At 61.5% G+C, this 20,861-nt stretch carries 21 protein-coding genes; 14 read left to right on the top strand and 7 right to left on the bottom strand.

The genetic code is table 11. The features are described 5' to 3' along the window. Positions 1-6: 6 nt before the first annotated feature. The 3 genes from ACYU81_RS05760 (at position 7) to ACYU81_RS05750 (ending at position 3,933) form a co-directional block, all read left to right on the top strand. Positions 7-492: a biliverdin-producing heme oxygenase gene (locus ACYU81_RS05760; protein WP_460986817.1), complete on the top strand. Its 486-nt coding sequence runs from the start codon at positions 7-9 to the stop codon at positions 490-492. After that, positions 485-3,055, top strand: coding sequence for an HWE histidine kinase domain-containing protein (locus tag ACYU81_RS05755; RefSeq protein WP_460986816.1), 2,571 nt, complete (start codon positions 485-487; stop codon positions 3,053-3,055). Before ACYU81_RS05760 ends, ACYU81_RS05755 begins: the two co-directional genes overlap by 8 nt. 68 nt (positions 3,056-3,123) lie before the next feature. After that, positions 3,124-3,933, top strand: a complete 810-nt coding sequence (locus tag ACYU81_RS05750) for a DODA-type extradiol aromatic ring-opening family dioxygenase (protein ID WP_460986815.1) — start codon at positions 3,124-3,126, stop codon at positions 3,931-3,933. Between the two features lie 9 nt (positions 3,934-3,942). Here the strand turns inward: ACYU81_RS05750 and ACYU81_RS05745 are convergent, their stop codons facing one another. The 3 genes from ACYU81_RS05745 to ACYU81_RS05735 are packed head-to-tail and all read right to left on the bottom strand — an operon-like array spanning position 3,943 to position 6,201. After that, on the bottom strand, positions 3,943-4,479 hold the full coding sequence (locus ACYU81_RS05745) for a (2Fe-2S)-binding protein (RefSeq protein WP_460986814.1): 537 nt from the start codon (positions 4,477-4,479) through the stop codon (positions 3,943-3,945). After that, positions 4,476-4,967 carry a DUF2721 domain-containing protein gene (locus ACYU81_RS05740; protein ID WP_449474213.1) on the bottom strand — a complete coding sequence of 164 codons (492 nt, stop codon included), beginning with the start codon at positions 4,965-4,967 and terminating at the stop codon, positions 4,476-4,478. Before ACYU81_RS05740 ends, ACYU81_RS05745 begins: the two co-directional genes overlap by 4 nt. A 25-nt stretch (positions 4,968-4,992) precedes the next feature. Further along, positions 4,993-6,201, bottom strand: coding sequence for an LL-diaminopimelate aminotransferase (locus ACYU81_RS05735; protein WP_449474211.1), 1,209 nt, complete (start codon positions 6,199-6,201; stop codon positions 4,993-4,995). A gap of 141 nt (positions 6,202-6,342) precedes the next feature. Here ACYU81_RS05735 and ACYU81_RS05730 point away from each other — a divergent pair, with 141 nt between their 5' ends. The 5 genes from ACYU81_RS05730 (at position 6,343) to ACYU81_RS05710 (ending at position 11,958) form a co-directional block, all read left to right on the top strand. Further along, positions 6,343-8,085 (top strand): PHA/PHB synthase family protein, encoded by a 1,743-nt coding sequence (locus ACYU81_RS05730; RefSeq protein WP_460988116.1) that lies wholly within the window; start codon positions 6,343-6,345, stop codon positions 8,083-8,085. A 140-nt stretch (positions 8,086-8,225) separates the two neighbouring features. Then, entirely contained in the window at positions 8,226-9,068 is an 843-nt protein-coding gene (locus ACYU81_RS05725; RefSeq protein ID WP_460986813.1) for a phasin family protein, read from the top strand. A 145-nt stretch (positions 9,069-9,213) separates the two neighbouring features. Further along, positions 9,214-9,582, top strand: a complete 369-nt coding sequence (gene clpS / locus ACYU81_RS05720) for an ATP-dependent Clp protease adapter ClpS (protein ID WP_176502233.1) — start codon at positions 9,214-9,216, stop codon at positions 9,580-9,582. Positions 9,583-9,699: 117 nt separating this feature from the next. Beyond that, entirely contained in the window at positions 9,700-11,481 is a 1,782-nt protein-coding gene (locus ACYU81_RS05715) for a sensor domain-containing diguanylate cyclase (protein WP_460986812.1), read from the top strand. 99 nt (positions 11,482-11,580) lie between these two features. Continuing rightward, a complete protein-coding gene (locus ACYU81_RS05710; RefSeq protein ID WP_460986811.1) occupies positions 11,581-11,958 on the top strand; it encodes a MerC domain-containing protein in 378 nt (125 codons plus the stop codon). A 68-nt stretch (positions 11,959-12,026) separates the two neighbouring features. On the opposite strand, the gene glpX is transcribed toward ACYU81_RS05710, so the two are convergent. Further along, positions 12,027-13,010 (bottom strand): class II fructose-bisphosphatase, encoded by a 984-nt coding sequence (glpX, locus tag ACYU81_RS05705; RefSeq protein WP_460986810.1) that lies wholly within the window; start codon positions 13,008-13,010, stop codon positions 12,027-12,029. A 154-nt stretch (positions 13,011-13,164) separates the two neighbouring features. On the opposite strand from glpX, the gene ACYU81_RS05700 reads away from it, so the two are divergent. Continuing rightward, positions 13,165-13,476 (top strand): hypothetical protein, encoded by a 312-nt coding sequence (locus tag ACYU81_RS05700; protein ID WP_460986809.1) that lies wholly within the window; start codon positions 13,165-13,167, stop codon positions 13,474-13,476. Between the two features lie 13 nt (positions 13,477-13,489). Here the strand turns inward: ACYU81_RS05700 and ACYU81_RS05695 are convergent, their stop codons facing one another. Continuing rightward, complete coding sequence (locus tag ACYU81_RS05695; protein ID WP_460986808.1) at positions 13,490-14,794, bottom strand: homoserine dehydrogenase; 1,305 nt, start codon at positions 14,792-14,794, stop codon at positions 13,490-13,492. Between the two features lie 96 nt (positions 14,795-14,890). After that, positions 14,891-15,730, bottom strand: a complete 840-nt coding sequence (locus ACYU81_RS05690) for a hypothetical protein (RefSeq protein ID WP_460986807.1) — start codon at positions 15,728-15,730, stop codon at positions 14,891-14,893. A gap of 267 nt (positions 15,731-15,997) precedes the next feature. Here ACYU81_RS05690 and ACYU81_RS05685 point away from each other — a divergent pair, with 267 nt between their 5' ends. The 5 genes from ACYU81_RS05685 (at position 15,998) to ACYU81_RS05665 (ending at position 19,033) form a co-directional block, all read left to right on the top strand. Then, complete coding sequence (locus ACYU81_RS05685) at positions 15,998-16,654, top strand: energy transducer TonB (protein WP_460986806.1); 657 nt, start codon at positions 15,998-16,000, stop codon at positions 16,652-16,654. Between the two features lie 71 nt (positions 16,655-16,725). After that, on the top strand, positions 16,726-17,484 hold the full coding sequence (locus tag ACYU81_RS05680; protein ID WP_449474194.1) for a MotA/TolQ/ExbB proton channel family protein: 759 nt from the start codon (positions 16,726-16,728) through the stop codon (positions 17,482-17,484). Between the two features lie 113 nt (positions 17,485-17,597). Continuing rightward, complete coding sequence (locus ACYU81_RS05675; RefSeq protein WP_449474193.1) at positions 17,598-18,086, top strand: ExbD/TolR family protein; 489 nt, start codon at positions 17,598-17,600, stop codon at positions 18,084-18,086. Positions 18,087-18,106: 20 nt separating this feature from the next. After that, complete coding sequence (locus ACYU81_RS05670; protein ID WP_196224597.1) at positions 18,107-18,529, top strand: ExbD/TolR family protein; 423 nt, start codon at positions 18,107-18,109, stop codon at positions 18,527-18,529. A 186-nt stretch (positions 18,530-18,715) separates the two neighbouring features. Continuing rightward, positions 18,716-19,033 (top strand): PilZ domain-containing protein, encoded by a 318-nt coding sequence (locus tag ACYU81_RS05665; protein ID WP_460986805.1) that lies wholly within the window; start codon positions 18,716-18,718, stop codon positions 19,031-19,033. A gap of 24 nt (positions 19,034-19,057) precedes the next feature. Here ACYU81_RS05665 and ACYU81_RS05660 read toward each other — a convergent pair whose 3' ends face one another. Beyond that, positions 19,058-20,845, bottom strand: coding sequence for an ABC transporter transmembrane domain-containing protein (locus ACYU81_RS05660; protein WP_460986804.1), 1,788 nt, complete (start codon positions 20,843-20,845; stop codon positions 19,058-19,060). Positions 20,846-20,861 lie beyond the last annotated feature (16 nt).

Genomic DNA, 20,861 nt, shown 5'->3' with positions numbered 1-20,861 from the left:
GCGACGATGGAAAACCATCAGCGGGTGGATGATCTTTTTTCCGGCTTTTTGCTGGATTCCCCTGCGGAATATGGAGCCTTTCTGAAAGCGCATGCACGCGCGCTGATGCCGCTGGAACAGTTGGCGATGCCCGATTCTCCGCGCTTGCCCCAGTTGATGGAAGACCTTGCATCATTGGGCGAAACGCTGCCGGAGCCATTGGAAACAACGGCGCATGCGGGCGAAGGGTTTCGGTGGGGTGCGCTCTACGCCCTGGAAGGTTCGCGGCTGGGGGGCGCCATGCTGGAGCGGCGCGTGCCTGCCGGGTTACCCAGGGCCTATCTCAAGTCTGTCCATGGCCAGGGAAGCTGGATCGCCTTTCAGCAAGCGCTGGACGAGGCGGCGGATGGCGGTGGCCAGGATTGGATCGACAACGCGATACAGGGAGCGCAAGCCGCCTTCGCTCTGTTCGCGGCAGGTGCCGCGGCGGAACGGGTGAGCAGTCATGGCTGAACGCGATGGACAGGAGATGGCCGACTTCGCCGTCGACATCAGCAATTGCGATCGCGAACCGATCCATGTGCCGGGCACCATACAGCCGTTCGGCTTTCTGGTTGCGCTGACCGCCGACTGGCTGGTTTCCCGCGTCTCGGCAAATTGTGAAAAGTTTATTGGGCTGACGCCTGAGCAGATGCTGGGCAAGCCGATCAGCGGGCTGTTCCGGGACGATGCCATTCATTCGCTGCGGAACCGCATCACGCTGCTGCGTGGCCCCGATGCGGTCGAGCGGATGTTTTCGCTGGTGCTGATCGACGGCATTCAGCCCTTTGACATAGCCGTTCATTTTTCGGGCTCGCTGGTGGTGATCGAGGCCGAACCGGCTTTCGCGGATGAGATCGAGGCGACCAGCATGGTGCGCTCCATGGTCGCGCGGCTTGCTCAAACGGACAGCATGGCCGCCTTCCTGCGCGATGGGGCGAGGCAGGTGAGGGCCTTGACCGGCTTCGACCGCGTCATGGTTTACCGCTTTGCCGATGGTGGCGACGGCGAAGTCGTGGCCGAAGCGCTGCGGCCCGGCATCGACAGCTTTTTCGGGCTGCATTACCCGGCTTCGGACATCCCGACCCAGGCCCGGGCGCTTTACTTGCGCAATATCTTCCGCGTCATCGCGGAGGTTGGGGCAGAGCCGGTTCCGGTGATCCCGGTGCTTGATCCCACCGGCGCGGCGCTCGACATGTCGTTGTGCCTGCTGCGCGCGGTTTCCCCGATCCACATCGAATATCTCGGCAATATGGGCGTGGGGGCTTCGCTCTCCATCTCGATCATTGTCGAGGGGCGCTTGTGGGGCTTGTTCGCCTGCCACCATTATGGCCCGCGCCTGCCGACCTTCGCGCAGCGGAGCGCTGCTGAGCTGTTCGGACAGATTTTCTCCATGATGCTGGAAAGCCGCGAGCGGGCGGAGACGGCGGATTATGAGGGGAAGGCGCGGCAAGTCGCCGATCGCCTTATGTCCGCTGTTGCCCAGGATCATGATCTGCTGTCCAATGCCCGTTGGCTGGGTGACGTCATCTTCGACACCGTGCCCGCGGATGGCGTCGGCGTGTATATTGACGGGGACGTGACGCTGGCCGGTTTGACGCCGGACAGGTCCGCCTTTGCGGCGATCGTCTCGATGCTCAATCGCGCGGCGGCTAGCCAGGTATTCGCGACTGACTGCCTCGGCCGGGTGATGCCCGAAGCGGAAGCCTATGCCGATCGCGCGGCGGGCCTGCTCGCCATTCCGCTGTCACGGCGACCGCGCGACTATGTCGTGCTGTTCCGCGCGGAGCAGATGCGTTCGGTGCGCTGGGCGGGCAATCAGGAAAAGCATATCGAATATGGGCCGAATGGGCCGCGCCTGACCCCGCGCAAGAGTTTCGAAGAATGGTCGCAACTGGTGAAGGGCACGTCGGTGCCTTTCACCCCGGCAGAATTGCGCGTCGCGGAGGCATTGCGGACGGCTCTGCTGGAAGTGGTGCTGCGCCTTTCCGACTCCGCCAACGAGGAACGGCAGAAGGCGCATGAAAAGCAGGAACTGCTGATTGCCGAGCTGAACCATCGGGTCCGCAATATATTATCGCTGATCCGTGGGCTTTTGTCCCAGACGCGCGACAATGCCCGTTCGGTGGACGAATTCATCGATACGTTGGAAAGCCGTGTGCATGCGCTGGCCCGCGCCCATGACCAGATCACGGCTGACCGCTGGGCACCGGCACGGTTGCAGGACCTGATCGAGGTGGAGGCAGGGGCTTATCTGGGCGAGCGGCGCGACCGGGTCAAACAGACCGGCCCCAATGTACTGCTGACGCCGTCGGCCTTTACCGTGCTGGCGCTGGTCATTCATGAGTTGCTGACCAACGCCGCCAAATATGGCGCGCTGTCGGATGGTGGCACGGTTGCGATCGACTGGCGTGTCGATCCGGAGGGCAGCTTGCTGGTCGACTGGAATGAAAGCGGTGGCCCGGCCGTCGTCGCCCCGACTCGCCGGGGTTTCGGTTCCACCGTCATCGAACGGTCGATCCCTTATGATCTGGATGGCAAGGCGGAGATTACCTACCGCCTTTCCGGGCTGGAGGCGCATTTCTGCATCCCGTCCCAGCATATCGTGTCGGTTCTGCCGGACGTTACCGTTGGGGAAAGATCGAAGCCCGCGCCCGCTCCTGCTCCCGGGTTGCTAAAAGGGCGCAATGTCCTTCTGGTCGAGGACAATATGATCATCGCGATGGATGGCGAGGATGCGTTGCGCGATCTGGGCGCGGAAGTCATCACCGCCGCCAGCGTCGGGCGAGCGCGTGAAGCCATCGATCTGCATGCGATCGATTTTGCCGTCCTGGATTTCAATTTGGGCAATGAAACCAGCTTGCCGATCGCCGACATGCTCGCGGAAAATGGCGTCAGCTTTTTATTCGCGACCGGCTATGGCGATGGTCTTGACCTGCCCGAGCGGTTCAGCGGGATCACCCTGTTGAAGAAGCCCTATTCCGGCGCCACGCTGGCGCAGGCCATCGCCCCCATTATCGAGGCTGGTGAAGCTTAGGGGCTACGAAACGCACTGTTTCACGCCGCGCACTTGCATGGCCAGGGGCAGCGCGCGATCTAACGGTCATGAAACAGCCCAGCCTTTATATCCCGCACGGTGGTGGTCCTTGCTTCTTCATGAACCTCGCAGATCCCGACCGCCCCTACAGCGACCCCATGTGGCAGACGATGCAGGATTATCTGACGCAACTGGTCGAGAGCCTGCCCGAACGGCCGCGCGCGATGTTGATCGTGTCGGCGCACTGGGAGGAGTCGGTCCTTACCGTGCATAAGGGGGATCGTCCGGACCTTCTGTTCGACTATTATAATTTTCCACCGCACACCTATTCCCTGAAATGGGATGCGCCGGGAGCGCCCGCCGTTGCCGACCGCGCCGCCCAACTGCTGCGCGACGCCGGCTTCCCCGTCGCGGAAGAGCATGAACGCGGCTGGGACCACGGCGTCTTCATCCCGATGAAGGTCGCGCGGCCGCAGGCCGACATTCCCGTCGTGCAACTGTCGCTGAGAAAAGACCTCGACCCACAGGCGCATATCGCGGCAGGCCGCGCGCTGGAGCCGTTGCGGGATGAAGGGGTCGTGATCATCGGGTCGGGGATGAGTTTCCACAATATGCGGGTCCACGATTCGCAGGCGCGAACACCATCGCTATTGTGGCACGAGGCGTTGACTGACGCGGTGACGGATACGGACCCGCAACGGCGATCGGCACGTATTGCCGCGTGGGAGACGCTGCCGGAGGCGCGCTTCGCCCATCCTCGTGAAGAGCATCTGCTGCCGCTGATGGTGGCGCTGGGCGCGGGTGGCGACGATGTCGCGCAGGTTGATTATGACGATGCCGTGCGCGGGTGGCCTGTATCGGCCTATCGATTCGGCTAGGCGGCGAGGCTAGGGGCGGCGGAGCGCCGGGACCGCGCGGGCGGCCTCTTCGGGTGACACGCCGGGGGGCGGGGCTGCCTCTACCTGTTCCTCGCCGCGCATGACCTTTCCGGCGCGCTTGATGGCGCCACGCAGGCGGGGGTAGATGCCACACCGGCATATGTTGGTGATGGCGGCGTCTATATCCTCGTCACTCGGATCGTTGTTACGCTTCAGCAGAACCGACGCCGCCATAAGGATACCGGGGATGCAATAGCCGCACTGCGACACGTTGTCGGCCGCGAAGACCTGTTGCAGCGGGTGGCCGCGATCGGGGGAAAGCGCTTCTATCGTGGTGACGAAGCGTCCTTCGGTCTCCCTAATGCTGACCTGGCATGAGCGCACCGCCTGCCCGTCGATATCGACCGTGCAGGCCCCGCAATCGCCCGTTCCACAACCATATTTGGTGCCGGTCAGGTTGGATGCGTCGCGCAGCGCCCAGAGGAGTGGCGTGTCGGGGTCCATGCGATATTGGACCGGGCGGTCGTTGACCGTGAATTTGGTCATGCCTCCTCTTCCCCCTCCGCCTGGTGATAGAGGACTTCGTTGCGGATGCGGATGGTGCGCGATGCCAGGCGGATTTCCTGAATGAAGGTTGCAAAACCGCCCGCCTGAAGCAGCATCGCCAGACTGAACAGGATGGCAATGAGCGTGCCAAGATGCGCACCGAACAGGTTGCCCGCAAACAGCAGGATGACGACCAGGCAGACCGCGCATGCGGATGCCACCGAAAGGAAGATCGCGACGTTGACCACGTTCATGCGCCGGTCCAGCACGCGGATCTCGCCCACCATGCGGTCATGTTCCTTACCGCGCGACGTGAGTATTTTGCCTTCGACCAGCCTGGCGCGGTCGATAATCCGGGCAAGGCGCCCCGCACAGACGTTTAGGAAGGCGCCGATGCCCGCGAGCAGGAACACCGGCGCCAAAGCAAGCTGGATCGTCTGCGCGACCTGCGAAACCTGGGGCAGGGGGATTGTCGAGTGAAGTGCCACGCCCTTTAACCCGGCGCCGCTTCCGTCAGGCCGCGCCCTTGGCGGGCGTGTTGATACCCATGGATTTCAGATACTGCTTGATGTTGCGCGCCGCCTGCCGCAGCCGCTGCTCATTTTCGACCATGGCGATGCGGACGAAACCTTCGCCATCCTCACCATAACCGACGCCGGGAGCTACCGCGACCTTGGCATGGGTCAGGAGCTGCTTGGAAAATTCCAGGCTGCCCATGTCCTTGAGCGCGGGGGGCAGTGGAGCCCAGGCGAACATCGACGCCTTGGGCGCCGGAATTTCCCAGCCAGCGCGGCCGAATGCCTCGACCATTACATCACGGCGCTTGTGATAGAGTTCGCGATTCTTCTGAACAATGTCCTGCGGCCCGTTCAGTGCCGCGCAAGCCGCTGCCTGGATCGGCGTGAAAGCGCCATAGTCGAGATAGGACTTCACCCGCTTGAGCGCCGCGATCAGTTGGCGGTTGCCGACCGCGAAGCCGATGCGCCAGCCAGCCATCGAATAGGTCTTGCTGAGCGAGGTGAATTCGACCGCGACATCCTTGGCTCCCGGAACCTGCAGGATGGAAGGCGTCGGGTTGCCGTCATAATATAGTTCGGAATAGGCAAGGTCGGACAGGACCCAGACGTTATTCTCCTTCGCCCAGGCGACCAGCCGCTCATAAAAGGCAAGATCGACCGTTTCGGCCGTAGGATTGCTGGGGTAGCCGACGACCAGAATGGAGGGGCGCGGCACGGTGAAAGCCATCGCGCGTTCCAGCGACTTCCAATAATTTTCATCCGGCGTCGTCGGGACTGAGCGAATGGTCGCGCCCGCGATGATGAAGCCGAACATGTGAATCGGATAGCTGGGGTTGGGCGCCAGAACGACGTCGCCCGGCGCGGTGATCGCGGTCGCGAGGCTGGCAAGCCCTTCCTTCGACCCCATGGTCACGACGACTTCGGTCTCGGGATCAAGGTCTACGCCGAAGCGGCGGCCATAATAATTGGCCTGCGCCTTACGCAGTCCGGGGATGCCCATCGACTGGGAATAGCCGTGGGCGCTCGGCTTTTGCGCGACTTCGCACAGTTTGGCGATGACGTGGTCGGGTGGCGGCAAATCAGGATTGCCCATGCCGAGGTCAATAATGTCCTCACCCGCGGCTCGCGCGGCGGCCCGCATCGCGTTGACTTCAGCGATGACATAGGGCGGCAGACGCTTCATGCGGTAAAATTCTTCGGACATTATAGGGCTTTCCTGAAAGGTCTCCATGGGGAATAGTGCTGCACGCACTTTCGCGCGATGCGTTCTGGCTATAGCCCGCCAGATTGGCTCACGCCAGCGAAAGCGGCGGACATGAAGGATGCCAAGGGGAGGAAGGTGGCCATGGAAGCACAGAACCTCAACGAACCTCATCTGCCGACGCTGGAACAGATGCAGCAATGGACCGAGGTCGTCGGCAGGGCGCAGCAGCTCATTCTGGAGCAAGCAGCCGGGGCCACGGGGAGGACGATGCCGTTCGATCCAGATGCGGTAGCGCGCATTCAGACAGGCTTCGCCAATGAAGGTCTGGCCCTGTGGCAGCGTTTTCTTGACTCAGGTGGGATGCTTCGCGACCAGCCGGATGCGCCGCCTCCCGAAAGCCCTGCCGCGCGCAAGGATCGCCGCTTTGCTGACCCCGCCTGGATCAAGCATCCGTTCTACGACCTGATCCGGCAAAGCTATCTGCTGATGTCGGACTATCTGCTGAAATTGACGGATGCGGTGGATGGGGTCGATCCCAAGCAAAAGGCAAAGCTGCGCTTCGCCACCAGCGGCATGCTGGACGCGGTGGCGCCCAGCAACTTTCCGCTGACCAACCCCCTCGTCATGGAAAAGACCCTGCAGAGCGGGGGCGAAAATCTGGTCAAGGGCCTCCAGCACATGCTGGCGGACATGGAAAAAGGTCAGCTGACCCAGACGGACGGCACCGTCTTTGAACTTGGCCGGAACATCGCGACCACTCCCGGCAAGGTGATCAAGGAAACGCCGCTTTACCAGCTGATCCACTACGCACCGACCACGGACAAGGTGCTGGAAACGCCGCTCGTCATCTTCCCGGCGTGGATCAACCGCTTCTACATACTCGACCTGTCGCCGGAAAAAAGTTTCGTGAAATGGGCGACCGACCAGGGGATCAGCGTCTTCCTGCTGTCGTGGAAATCGGCCGATGCGTCGATGAAGGACCTGCTCTGGGATGATTATATCGTCCGGGGCCAGGTCGACGCGATCGACACCGTGCGCGAACTGCTCGGCGTGCCGAGCGTCCATACGATCGGCTATTGCGTGGCCGGCACCACCCTCGCCGCGACCCTGGCCTATCTTGCCGAACGTGGCGAAGCGGACAAGGTGGCGAGCGCGACCTTCTTCACGGCGCAGGTGGACTTCAGCGAGGCGGGGGACCTTGGCCTGTTCGTCGATGATGAGCAGATGAAACTGGTTGACCAGCTTTCGACCGGGGGCTTCCTGGATGGGCGCTATATGGCCGCGACGTTCAACCTGCTGCGCGGCCGCGACCTGATCTGGAACTATGTGGTCAATAATTACCTGCTGGGGCAGGATTATCCGCCGTTCGACCTGCTATATTGGAATGGCGACACCACCAATCTTCCCGCGTGCTGGCACAAAAATTACCTGACGCAGCTTTATCGCGACAACCAGTTGGTGGTGCCGGGGGCGCTGACCATCGACGGAACGCCGCTTGATCTGAGCAAGGTCAAAACGCCCGCCTATGTTCAGGCGGGACGGGAAGATCATATCGCTCCTCCCGAAAGCGTGTGGAAGATCACATCCCACTTCGCTGGGCCGATCCGGTTCTTGCTGGCTGGATCTGGCCATATCGCGGGCGTGGTCAATCCTCCGGCGGCGGGGAAGTATCAATATTGGTCCTGCGATGAACTGCCTGCCAGCCTGCCCGACTTCGTGGCGAACGCGAAGGAGACGAAGGGAAGCTGGTGGCCCGACTGGATCGAATGGATTCGCTCTCATGGTGATTCGATGGTCTCTGCCAAAGACGGTGGTCGGGTGCCGGGCGCCGGTTCCCTGAAGGCCATAGAGGATGCGCCAGGCCGTTATGTGAGGGAGCGCTAAGCCTCACAAAACACGCTGATTTCAGACTGGTAAAACAAGGACCGATTTCTCCGCCAATCTCGTTTTGCTGCACTGCACAAAAATTCTTGCGTTTGCGCTTTGAATTATATATTGTGCACTGCAGCAACGGAGAACCTTTTATGCCAGTCACTCCAAAGCCTGCTCGCCGCAAGGCAGCGGCCAAGACGCCCGGCTCCACATTGTCGGCGGCTGAAGCATTGAAGGCCGCGGAAGAAGCGGTGAGCGTCAGCCCAAAGGTTGCGCCAGCGCGGAAGGCCGTGGCGGTCAAGAAGGCGGCGGTTAAAGCCGCAAAGCCTGACCCGGTCGCGATCGTCGCCGCCACCACGGCGGTCGATGCAGCGCCCGAACCGGCTGCTCCGCCAGCAATTGAACCGGCCCCTCATGCACCAGCGCCGCTGGTCGAAGAGGTCGCCATCGAAGTCGAAGAAACCAAGAGCCTTTCGTCCGAGGCCGGGCCGGTTGAGCCCACCATGCTGCCTGCCACAGAAGGAACCAAGATGATGAACGACGTGATCGAAACCGGAAAGAAGTTCGCTGAAGAGACCAAGGCCAAGTTCGAGACGGCCTATGCCGGTCTGAACGAGAAGGCCAAGGCTGGCGTCGAAAAGTCGACCAAGGCCATCGAAGAGCTGAGCGACATCGCCAAGGGCAATGTCGAAGCGCTGGTCGAATCGGGCAAGATCGCTGCCAAGGGCATTGAGACCCTGGGCCAGGAAGCTGTCGATTACAGCCGCAAGAACTTCGAGAAGGCGACTGCCTCGCTCAAGAGCTTCTCGACGGTCAAGACGCCGACCGAATTCTTCCAGCTGCAAAGCCAGCTTTTCTCGAGCAGCTTTGACGAGCTGACCAAGGAAGCCGCGAAGAGCAGCGAAGCGCTGATCAAGCTGGCTGGCGAAGTCGCCCAGCCGCTGACCGCGCGGGTTACCGTTGTCACGGACAAGGTAAAGTCGCTCGCCGCCTGATCGGCGGTAAAAGACTTGAAAGAATGAAGCGGCTCTCATCCCCGGGGTGAGAGCCGCTATTCTTGGTTACCACCGTCCCTTGCGCGATGACCTGCAATCTGCGCCCCTTGCCTTAAGGGCTGGAATCGCCATATCCTCACCCGTCATGAGCAGCATCAGCACATATCGGGAGAAGATGGCGGGCCGGGACCAGGATGATCAGGGCGAAGGCCCTGGCGGTCCTAACGTCGGCATCGCGACGCGCACCCGCGCCCGCACCAAGAAGCCGTCTCTCTACAAGGTATTGATGCTGAACGACGACTACACGCCGATGGAATTCGTCGTGCATGTCCTTCAGCAGTTTTTCCGCATGGATATGGAAGAAGCCACGCGCGTGATGCTTCACGTGCACCAACGCGGCGTCGGGGTTTGCGGCATTTTCAGCTATGAAGTGGCGGAGACAAAGGTGAACCAGGTGATGGACTTCGCCCGGCAGAACCAGCATCCGCTTCAATGTACGCTGGAAAAGGCCTGAATTTCCGAAAGCACGTCTGCCCAAATTGTAAGATGATGAAAGTCATGCTTTTGTCGTCGTCGGGCGCCCCCTCATGGTTATTATATATTAAGGATGGTTGCTTAGGCAGAGGGCGTCATGCCTGCCATTCTCCGTTCTCCTTCTTCCAGACTGACGCCGCTGGTTGCTGGCATTGCCTATTTCCTGATGGCGACGCTGGCGATGCTGTGCTCGCGGTTCGAAGGGGGACTCGCTTTTGTATGGGCCGCCAACGCGTTGCTGATGGCGGAATTGCAGACATCGGAAACCAGCTATTGGCCGCGTGTAATCGTGGCTTGCGGTATTGCCAGCATCATATCGACGTCGCTGTTTGGCATGGGGCCTTGGGCAGCGCTGCCCATGGCGTTCATCAACATCGCCGAATCGCTGATCGTCGCGATCCTGTGCCGTCGGTTCATTCCCGTCCACCTGAGTGACGGGTCGAAGCGCTCCCTTCTCGTCTTCATCCTGGCACTTTGCATCCCTGCAAATATCATCGCTGGCACGGCTGCGGCGCTTGTCGCCTCGACCCTTACGCCTGTGTCCTTCGGCGCTTCATGGCTGCAATGGTATAGCGGCCATGTGCTGGGCGGCCTGGTCTGCACGCCGATCCTGACGATGCTGTTGCAGGGACAGGTTCGCACCTGGGCTCGGGAGACATCCGGCAGGCAGAAGCTGGAGGCTTTGGCTCTTCTGGCCCTCTTCGCGGCCATGGTCGTCCATATATTCTACCTTGCACATTATCCGATGCTGTTCCTGCTATTCTTGCCGTTGGTCGCCATCGCGTTCCGGATCGGCTCATTAGGAACAGCTGCCGCCGTCGTGCTACTCGCTCTGATCGGCGGGGCGGCGACGATGACGGGCTACGGGCCGCTGAACTTAGTGGCGAGTAGCGTCGGTGAACGGACACAGCTGTTCCAGTTCTTCCTGGCTTTCAGTTTTCTATTGTCCATGCCGCTTGCAGCCGAACTAAACGGTCGCCGACGCCTGTTCCAGATGTTGCAGTCGAGCGAGGCCCGATATCGGGCCATAGCCGAACATAGCGGCGACCTGGTGTTGAACGTCAGCGTTGATGGCATCATCCAATATGCTTCGCCTTCAGCGGCCGAGCAGATCGGCTGCGCGCCCGCGGTGCTCGTGGGCCGTTCGGCGGACATCATGGTCGATCCCAAGGATCGCGCGGAGGTTCACGGGGCTCATCAGCGCGCTCTGGCACGGCCGGGCGACGTGCAGACAGTAGAGTTCCGCCCGGCAGCTTTCACCGATGGGGTCGATTGGTGCGAGATGGTCACGCGTGCCGTGCTGGACGAACAGGGCCTTCCTACCGGGGTGATCAGCACGATCAGGGACATGTCGCGGCACAAGGCGCGGCAGAGGGCGCTGCAGCGCGTCGCGGCCGTGGATACGCTGACCGGCGCCGACAGCCGCTGGGCCTTCATCGAAAAACTCGACCAGGAAATCAAGCGGGTGGCGCGAGGCGCCAATGCCTGTCTGCTGATGATCGACATAGATCATTTCAAATCGGTCAATGATCGCTACGGCCACGGGGTAGGGGACAAGGTGCTCTCCAGCTTCGTCGAGCGCCTGCGTCCTGGCTTGCGCGGCGGGGACAGTATCGGAAGGCTTGGCGGAGAGGAGTTTGCGATCCTTCTGACGGGCACCGATATCCAGCGCGCGAGCATGGTGTGCGAGCGCTTACGGAACATGGTGTCCGCGCAGCGCATCAGCGCCGTCGGCAGCGAATCGATCGCCATTACCTTCAGCGCAGGACTCGTTGAACTTGACGGGCGAGCGAGCAGGGCGGATCTGCTCGATGTTGCGGACAAGGCCCTTTACCGCGCCAAGAACAGCGGGCGAAACTGTTTGCGACTTGCCGCCTGAACCGGCCACCGGGCTTCCGGAAAACGCATCTCCGATCCTGACGAATATGTCAGATGATATGTTGTAACTTCATCTGGTCTGGCCTATGTACTGGCCACCATGCCCACCAGCATCCGCTCCCGCCTGTCAAACGGCCGCATCGATCGCATCGCGATTGCGGTGTCGGGCATGTGCGTCGCGCATTGCATCGGCACGGCGGTCCTGCTCGGCGTTCTTGCGTCGGCTGGCGGGGTTTTTGAGAATCCTCTCTTCCATGAGGTTGGGCTTGTGCTCGCTATCCTGCTGGGGGCGGTGGCGCTTGGGCATGGGGCCATGGAACATGGCTTCATGATGCCAGCGGCCGTCGGCTCGCTGGGTCTGGGCATCATGGCGGGTGCCATGACCCTTGATCATGGATGGCAGGAAAGTGCTTACACCTTGTTTGGCGTGGTGACGCTGGCCCTGGGGCATGATCTCAATCACCGGGCTGGACGATAAGGCCTGACCGGAACGCATAGAAAAGGGGGCTTGTCGCCCCCTTTTTTCGTTATCGGCTTATATTCCGGTCAGGAATGCTTCCGGTCCAGATGATGATCGCCCTTGACCCAGCGAACCGTCCCGGTGCTGGCGCGCATCACGACGCTGTCCGTGGTCAGCTTGCCGCCGGGCAGCCGCTTGACGCCTGCGAGCAGGGAGCCGTCGGTGACGCCGGTCGCCGCGAAGATGCAGTCGCCCTTGGCCAACTCCTTGAGGTCATAAACCTTGTCGAGGTCGGTTATGCCCCACTTGAACGCCCGCGCCCGCTCGTCGTCATTGCGGAACAGCAGCTTACCCTTGAACTGACCGCCGACGCAGCGCAGTGCCGCGCACGCCAGCACGCCTTCAGGCGCACCGCCCGAACCCATATAGATATCGATATTCGTTTCCGGATTGGTGGTCGCGATCACACCGGCGACGTCGCCGTCGGGGATCAGCATGATGCCGCATCCGATTGCGCGCAGTTCCGCGATCAGCTTTTCATGCCGGGGCCGGTCAAGAACGCAGACGATGAGCTCATGAGGATGAACGCCCTTTGCCTTCGCGACCGCTTCGACATTCTCTTTCACCGGCCTGTTGAGGTCGATGATGCCGTCCGGATAGCCCGGACCCACCGCCAGCTTTTCCATGTAAACGTCGGGCGCGTTCAGCAAGCCGCCTTCTTCCGAAATGGCGAGAACCGCCAGGGCGTTGGGACCGGCCTTAGCCGTGATCGTCGTCCCTTCCAGCGGATCGAGAGCGATGTCGATCTTCGGGCCTGATCCGATCGCGTTGCCGACCTTCTCACCGATGTAGAGCATCGGGGCTTCGTCGCGTTCGCCTTCGCCGATGACGACGGTGCCGTCCATGTAGAGGTCGTTGAATGCCATGCGCATCGCTTCGACAGCGGCAGCGTCAGCCGCCTTTTCGTCGCCGCGTCCAATCAGCTTCGAGGCGGCGATGGCGGCCGCTTCGGTGACACGCACCATCTCAAGCACCAGGACGCGATCGAGAACTGAGCTAGCCTGCACCATGATAATCCCTCTGCTGTCTCTTCGTGATCAGCGCGATAGGAGGTCATCCCGGCCTTGTCGAGCCATCCACCCCGCCTCAGGCTGCTTTTCGCGGCGCCAATGCAACGGAAGGTCGTCTGTGGCGTTAAAATGCCAACAATGACAAGGGGTCGAAATGATGATCGCCGCGCTGCTTGCTGCCAGCCTCCTTCAGTCAGCGGCTCATCCTCCTCAACCTGTCTCGGCTAAGGCAGCGCCGTGTCAGGCGGTGCCGACGCTATGCATGTCCGGTTGGCCTGCTTCGGGCCGCCTGCCGTTGGAAGGCAGCACGGGACGCGCGGACAACAAGATGAGCGCCTATCGCTTCGACGCGCGGCCGTGCCGGATTATCGGAAACATGGGTTGCCCCAAGCAAGCCCGTCTGCGCGTATTCAAACTTGGCGAACCTTTGCGCGAAACTTTGATGCGCAGCTTCGCGTCCCGTTAAACGGCGGCCCTTTTCAGTCGAGAATATGCATGACCATCGGGGTCTGGAGCAGGCTGTCCGATCCCGCGAGCCGCCGAAGCGTATCGAGGACGCACCGCTCTTCCCCCGCATGGGTGACGATCGCCATCAGCACGCTGTCATCGTGGCTTGCGCCGCGCTGGATCATGCTTTCGATCGACACACCGGCGTCGCGCGTCGCCGCGGCGATCTCGGCAAGGACGCCGGGGCGGTCCTGTACCTTGAAGCGTAGATAGCTGCGGCCAATCCGCGCGCCTGCGTCCGCTGCCGGTTGCCGCGCCAATGCCGAGACCGGCATCGCCAGGGCATCGCCATATTCATCGCGCGCGACGTCGATCAGATCTGCGACCACGGCCGATGCTGTAGGACCATCGCCTGCGCCCCGGCCCTGGAAGAAGAGGCGGCCGACGAAATTGCCTTCGGCCACGACGGCGTTGAGTGAACCGTCGACATGGGCAAGCGGATGATCGAGGGGGACGAGCATGGGGTGAACGCGCTGGAATAACCCGCCCGGTCCATTTTCGGCCATCCCGACCAGGCGAATGCGATAACCCATGGCCGCTGCTTCGGCGATGTCGGCGGCGATGACGTGGCGGATGCCCGTTACCGCGACGCTGCCAAAGTCCAGTTCCGTGCCGAAAGAGAGGCTGGCAAGAATGGTCAGCTTGTGCGCGGCATCGACACCGTCGATGTCGATGCTCGGGTCCGCTTCGGCATAGCCCAGTTCCTGCGCTTCCTTCAGCACATCGTCGAAACCGCGCCCTTCCTTCTCCATCGTGGTCAGGATGTAGTTGCAGGTGCCATTGAGGATGCCATAGACGCGGCTGATCTCATTGGCGGCGGCGCCTTCGCGCAGGCCCTTGATGACCGGGATGCCCCCGGCAACGGCAGCTTCATATTTGAGGGCGATGCCGGCTTTCTCCGCCAGCGTGGCGAGGTCAAGGCCGTGATGGGCCAGCATGGCCTTGTTGGCCGTGACGAACGGCTTGCCCGCCGAAAGACACTGCCTGGCGAGGGTGAGCGCCGGGCCGTCGGCGCCCCCGATCAACTCCACCACGACATCTATATCGTCGCGGCCGGGCAGGGTGGTCATGTCGTCCACCCATTCATAGGGCGACAGGTCCACGCCCCGGTCCTTGTTGCGGTCACGCGCGGAAATGGCGACGATCTGGATCGGGCAGCCCGCGCGACGCGCGATCAGGTCTGCATTTGTCTGCAACAGCCGGATCACGCCACCGCCCACCGTGCCAAGGCCGACAAGCGCGACGCGCAGCGGGGCATGGCGGTGAAGATTGGTCATGATAGTGGCTGTCCTGAGGCTGATATAATGCCGCGCTGATAGCCGCCAACGCGCCGCTGTCCAAGAAAAAGGACAAGGGCGGCGCGTGAGGGGGCGTCAACGCGCGGAACGGCTGCGGCCGCAATTGCCGAGTGACTGGATGACAAAGGCATAATCGATCCGAGCCGCCTCCGCATCGACAGGAGCCAGCGCGCGAACCGAAGAGCCCGGCAGGGCGGACGGCAGGCTGCAAGCCAGGCGATACCAGAGAAGGCTTCCGGGTGCAGGCGGCCGCGCCGCTTCATCGACGATTTCGCCCAGGGCAACGGCCCATTTCGGTTGCTGCCCTGGGCGGCGCAGGATGGAAAGGGATACCGGATCCCCCGTGGCCGTTCGCAGGAAAATCTGTGTCTCGCCTTCACCCGCGACCGTGCCTGCCACGTGGAAGGCGTCGCCAGGGCCGATGATGCGAGGCGGTGCGTTGGGAGCTACCAGTTCAGACAGAATGGCCTTCACCTGCTCGATCGCCGCAGTCGTGGCAGGAATTTGAGCGTCGCCCGCCACCAACTGGATTTCTCCCGGCCGTCCTCCTGGACGAGCAAACAGGATGACCTGCGTTTTCTTCAGCTTGGGAAGCTTTCCTCGGCCATTCAACGGCGCATCATAAAGATAGCGGACGCGTGGACTGATTCCCCCTTCGCCGCGAATCAGTGATGTGACTTCGGCCTCCACAAAGACCCGTTTTTGACCGGGCGGGACATTTTGGACCGTTTTTTCGGGTAGTGCAATTATGCTGCTGATGCGTGCTACGGCTACCAGCGGAGCCGCGTCTGCCAAATCCGCGAAATCGGCATAGGAAAGGGTGGCGGACTTTGTGCCATCACTCGTCTGGGCCGCTGAAACCAGCGGAGATGCGGCGAAAATGAGGCATGTTGCGGCGGCGGTTTTGAAGGTCATGGAGGATTTTCTTTGCATGTTCGTCCTGCCTAAAGTCATCCGTGACAATGTTGTCACAGGCAAGTCATTCTGTATTAAAATGCTAATCGGAAATTATCCTGTCGATAAAGCGTTTGCGTGCCACGATGCGCCGCGATAGGAGTTTGCGCGGTAGCAAATGCGCGGAAGGGGGCCAAAGGTGGCCAGGGACGACCTGGTCAACTAGGGCCATTTTTGGCTTGTTTGCTTATAACAATGGTAAGTTGAGTTAAGGAGTGTCGTTGCCGAATGGCCTATGCTGACCACTCGCAAGGATCGAGTCGTACGATCTCGATCGTCATCGTCGCCCTGATTCACGCTGTTCTGGGTTATGCCTTTGTTACCGGCCTTGGCATGAAATATGTCAAAAAGGCGGCGGAACAGCTGAACGTGATCGACGTGAAGGAGGAACCGCCGCCACCGGATGAGGAGCCGCCGCCGCCGCCGCCAGACCAGCCGGTCGAGCCGCCGCCAGTGGTCGCGCCTCCGCCGATCGTCCAGACGCCAGCCCCCGCGCCGGCCATTGCCACGGTGCGTACGCCGCCGCCGGTTTTCAACCCGGTTCCGGTTGCTGCTCCACCGCCACCGCCGCCGCCGCCACCTGCAGTGCCTGCTTCGCGTGCAACGCCGCGCAGTTCGCCCGGCAGCTGGCTTAGCGATGCGGACTATCCGAGCCGCGCGCAGCGTGAGGAGCGTTCGGGTACAGCGGGTTTCCGGCTCGAGATCGGCCCTGACGGTCGCGTCACGAGCTGCACCATCACCTCTTCGACCGGTCATTCCGATCTCGATGAGGCGACCTGCCGTCTCCTGCCGCGCCGCGCGAAGTTCAAACCGGCCACGGCAGCCGGGGGTGGCCCGATGTCGGATACCTATAATGGTCGCATCACCTGGCGACTGCCTGAATAATTGTAACGGGAAGGCTGGCGCCGCTGCCGCCTTCCCCTTCTATTGATCCTTTTGAGAGGGAAGTCTTGAAAATGTTGATGTATCTCGCAGCCGCGGCCGCGCCGAAATCGGAGAACCCTTACGGCTTGATGGAGGCCCTGCAGCAGGGCGGCACCATCGCCTGGACCGTGTTCCTCATCCTTTGCGCCATGTCGGTGGGCACATTCTACATCCTCTTCACCAAGCTGATCGAACAGCAGAAGGTCCTCAATCAGGGCAAGAAGGTTCGTGCAACCTTCTGGCGCGCCCCGACCCTCAAGGAAGGTTCGGCCAAGCTCGAAAAGAACTCGGCCTACAAGCAGATCGTCGATGACGGCATCAAGGCTCAGGAAGAACACACCAAGCTGACCGATCCTGTAGAAGCCCATGACTGGCTGCACGGTTCGCTTGCCCGTTCGGAAGCCTCGATCAACTCGAAGCTGGGCGGTGGTCTGGCGTTCCTCGCGACCGTCGGTGCAACTTCGCCGTTCATCGGTCTGTTCGGTACGGTTATCGGCATCTATCGCGCGCTCATCAAGATCGGCGCTGCCGGTCAGGCCTCGATCGACGCCGTTGCCGGTCCGGTCGGTGAAGCTCTGATCATGACCGCGCTGGGTCTGGCCGTGGCCGTTCCCGCCGTGCTTGCCTACAACTTCCTGCAGCGTCGCAACAAGTCGATCGCCGAACAGCTGAATGGCTTCACCGTCGATCTGCTGGCTCACCTGGTGTCGAACGGCGCTGTTAAGCCTTCGTTCGCGACTGCCCCGGCTGCGCCTGCCGCCAAGACGGCTGCTGCTCCGACCAAGGCCTGATTGGGTCAAGGAGCCGGTGTGGGGGTTAGTGGACGGCTGCGACCGCTGCTTCCCCACCGGCCATGGGTCCCGAATAACGGGGCGCCATCGACACGCATGTTAGGAAATTATCAATGGCAATGAGTGTTGGCTCCGACGGCGGTGAAGACAAGCCGATGTCCGACATCAACACGACGCCGCTCGTCGACGTCATGCTGGTGTTGCTCATCATCTTCCTCATCGCGATTCCGGTCGTCGTCCAGACGGTTCAGCTGCAGCTCCCCAAGGTCGCTTTCGAGCCCACGACCACGAAGCCGGAAAATGTGTCGCTATCGATCACGCAGGCCAAAGACGGCAGCTGTGCGGTCTATTGGAACCTGACCAGGGTGTCTTCAAACGAACTGCTCGACCGCGCGGTCGCGAAGCTTGAAGCGGACATCAAGAAGGCGGGTGGCGTTGAAAACATGACGCCTGAGGATCTGCCCGAAGTACACATTCGTGGGGACATCAATACCCCCTATCGGTGCATCGGTGGCACCATCTACACGATGCAGCGCGCCGGTTTCCCGAAGGTCGGCTTCATCTCCGAACCCGAACCGGGTTCGACGGTGCAGCGGCTCTAAGTTTTTAGGAGTATCGCCCCATGGCAATGAGCGCCGGAAAAGATGATGGCGAGCCGATGATGGACATGAACACGACGCCGTTGATCGACGTCATGCTCGTTCTCCTCATCATGTTCATCATCACGATCCCGATCCAGACCCACGCGGTCAAGATCGACCTACCGCAGAACGCGCCACCGACCGACAGCGTCATCGACCCTGTCAAGAACAAGGTTGCGATTGATGCTGGCGGAATCATCACCTGGAACGGTTCGGCCATCGACCTTCTGACCCTGCGTCAGTATCTGCAGCAGTCGCTGCGGTTGCCGGTTGAACCCGAATTGCAGTTCCAGCCCGATGCTGCGACCCGCTATGTCGTCGTTGATCAGGTTCTGGCCGAGATCAAGCGCGCTGGCGTCACGAAGCTTGGCTTCGTGGGCAATGAACAATATGGAAACTTCTAAGAGCTGGCTACGCCGCCGCCGTCTGGCCGGGAATGTTCGACTTCCCGTTTCCGGGCGCGGGCTGGGGTGACGCAATCAGCTTTTGGTTATCTAAAGGGCCGCTTCGGCGGCCCTTTTTTTGGTCCCTGCCTCAACGGTTCCTTAACCCTAATGTGAGAAGTTCCACCCAAAGGAATGCATCTGATCATGGGCGCTGAATTGCACATGGACCTGAACCAAAAGCGCGGTCGCCAGACTGGCCGGCGCTATGTTCAGGTGCCCGTCAAAGTGAGGCGGCCAAGCGAGAACTGGTTCAAAAGCAGCGTTGCCGACTTGTCAGTTAATGGCTTCCTCCTGCAGAGCTTCATGAAGCTGGCCGCAGGTGATTCCCTCTGGGTCATGCTGCCCGGATTCGAAGGACGACGCGCTCAAGTTCTTTGGACACGGGGCCATGAAGCAGGTTGCCGGTTCGAACGGCCCCTGCATCCCGCCATCCTTGATCATATCGTCAGGATCAGCGGATAAAATAGCTTTGAAGGCCGATCTGCCTCAGGCCGCTGGCGCATCCTGAAACTGAAGGTTTGCCAGCCTCGCGTACAGCCCCTTTTCGGTCATCAGTGCGGCATGATTGCCCTGTTCCACCACGCGACCATTATCGAGTACGATGATCCGGTCAGCGGCGCGAACCGTTGCCAGCCGGTGTGCGATGACGATTGTCGTTCGCCCTTGCATCAGGCGCGCCAGTGCGTCCTGGACCAGCCGCTCCGATTCCGCGTCCAGCGCAGAGGTCGCTTCGTCCAGCAACAGGATCGGCGCATCGCGAAGCAGGGCGCGCGCGATCGAAAGGCGCTGCCTTTGTCCTCCAGACAGTCGGGCTCCACCTTCGCCCAAAAATGTATCCAGCCCCTCGGGAAGGGCGCGCAGAAACGTCTCTGCATTGGCCGCACGCGCTGCTCCCCAAATCTCCTCGTCCGACGCGTCCCAGCGGCCAAAGCGCAGATTATCCCGCGCCGATGCAGCAAAGATAACGCTGTCTTGCGGAACCATCGCCATCATATTCCGAACCCTTGCCGGGTCGGCATCCTTCAGATCGACGCCATTCAGCCGGATAACCCCGGTCTCAGGATCATAGAAGCGTAGCGCGAGCTGTATCAGCGTGGATTTGCCTGCACCTGACGGCCCGACGACTGCCACTGTTTCACCCGCCGCAATATCGATCGAGATGCCGTGCAGCGCGGCATCGCCCGGTCGCGTGGGATAGCTGAAATGCACCCCATCGAACTGGAGGTTCGCGCCTTGTGGAAGTTGGGGAATCGGTTTGGGCAAAGCAGGAGCGACGATTTCGGGCTTTGCCGTCATAAGCTCATGCAAGCGGCTCGCCGCGCCAGCACCCCGGAGCAGGTCGCCCCAGGTTTCCGACAGCGCGCCAAATGCGCCCGCAACCAGGCCGCCGGTGAGAACAAACGCCGCGATACTGCCGCCCGAAAGCCTGCCCGCCGCGACATCCAGGGCGCCCTGCCACATCACCGCAGTGATCGATCCAAAGACCAAAGCGATGACAACCGCCGTCATCGCCGCGCGGAGGAGGATACGGCGCCGGGCTGTCGCAAATCCTGCTTCCACTGTCGTGTCGAACCGCGCGGATTCCCGAGCTTCCTGCCCGAATGCCTGAACGATCTTCATGGCGCCCAGCACTTCGGACGTTACGCTGCCGACGGCGGCCAGCCTGTCCTGACTGGCGCGGGAGAGAAGCCGTACGCGGCGGCCGAGGCTGATCATCACGACCAGAATGATGGGGATGCCAAGTACCAGAAGGCCCGCGAGCTTGGGCGCGAGCGCGAAGAGGTAGATGAGGCCACCAACCCCGGTGACCAGATTGCGCAGGGCGACAGACACAGTCGAGCCGACGATCTGGTCAATGATAGCGGTGTCCGCCGTCATCCGCGACGCGATTTCAGATGGCCGGTTCTCTTCGAAAAAGCGGGGTTCCAGGCGCAGCAGATTGGCCTGCGTCGCCGATCGGATATCGGCCACCACCCGTTCCCCAAGCCAGGACACAAAGTAGAAGCGTGCCGCTGTCGCCAGGGAAAGGATCAGCACGATCAAAGCCAGATACTGAAACCAACGACTGATATCGCCGCCGCCCATGAATCCGCGGTCGATGACAAGGCGGAAGCCACTGGGAATAGCGAGAGTCGCGGCGGACGAGACGATGAGTGCGGCGAGCGCGGCGGCGATCCGTCCGGGATAGCGCGTGGCGAAGCGCCACAACATGGCGAGGCTGCCAAGGGACGAACGCGCGCCGCCGCGCGACATGGGCTTTTCCGCATCTTGCATGGTCGCGCGCTTAGCA

It is taken from the genome of Sphingobium sp. TomTYG75, assembly GCF_054771635.1.
Note: the sequence above shows the minus strand (reverse complement) of the source record. Positions and strands in the feature narration are given on the sequence as shown.